We start from the raw sequence: 281 nt of genomic DNA, 5'->3' as shown, positions 1-281 counted from the left end.
CCCCCACCACCTTCACCACGAGGTTCCGCTCCTCCTACATCGTGACCCGCCTCGCGCCCTTCTTCGCCCCTTCCCTCTTCTCCTTCTCCATGATCTCCAGCCACCGACGGTGGACACGGTCCACATCCTCCCCCATCTTCTCCTCCCTCACACCCTCTCCCCCCCTACCCATCATCCTCCCTCCCTCCTCCCGCACGACACCCTCCACCATCCACTTCACCCCCTTACCCTCACCTTCCCCCACCTTCCCCCAGATCCCCTCGCTCCCCCCACCCCCGACG

General features: G+C 65.8%; 1 protein-coding gene. It reads right to left on the bottom strand.

The window, feature by feature from the left end:
- Positions 1–34: 34 nt before the first annotated feature.
- Positions 35–281: hypothetical protein (locus FS507_RS17895; RefSeq protein ID WP_186314765.1), on the bottom strand; the 247-nt coding region annotated here is incomplete at its 5' end.

This window comes from Corynebacterium glyciniphilum AJ 3170, from assembly GCF_007673095.1.
Classification (GTDB): domain Bacteria; phylum Actinomycetota; class Actinomycetes; order Mycobacteriales; family Mycobacteriaceae; genus Corynebacterium.
Note: the sequence above shows the minus strand (reverse complement) of the source record. Positions and strands in the feature narration are given on the sequence as shown.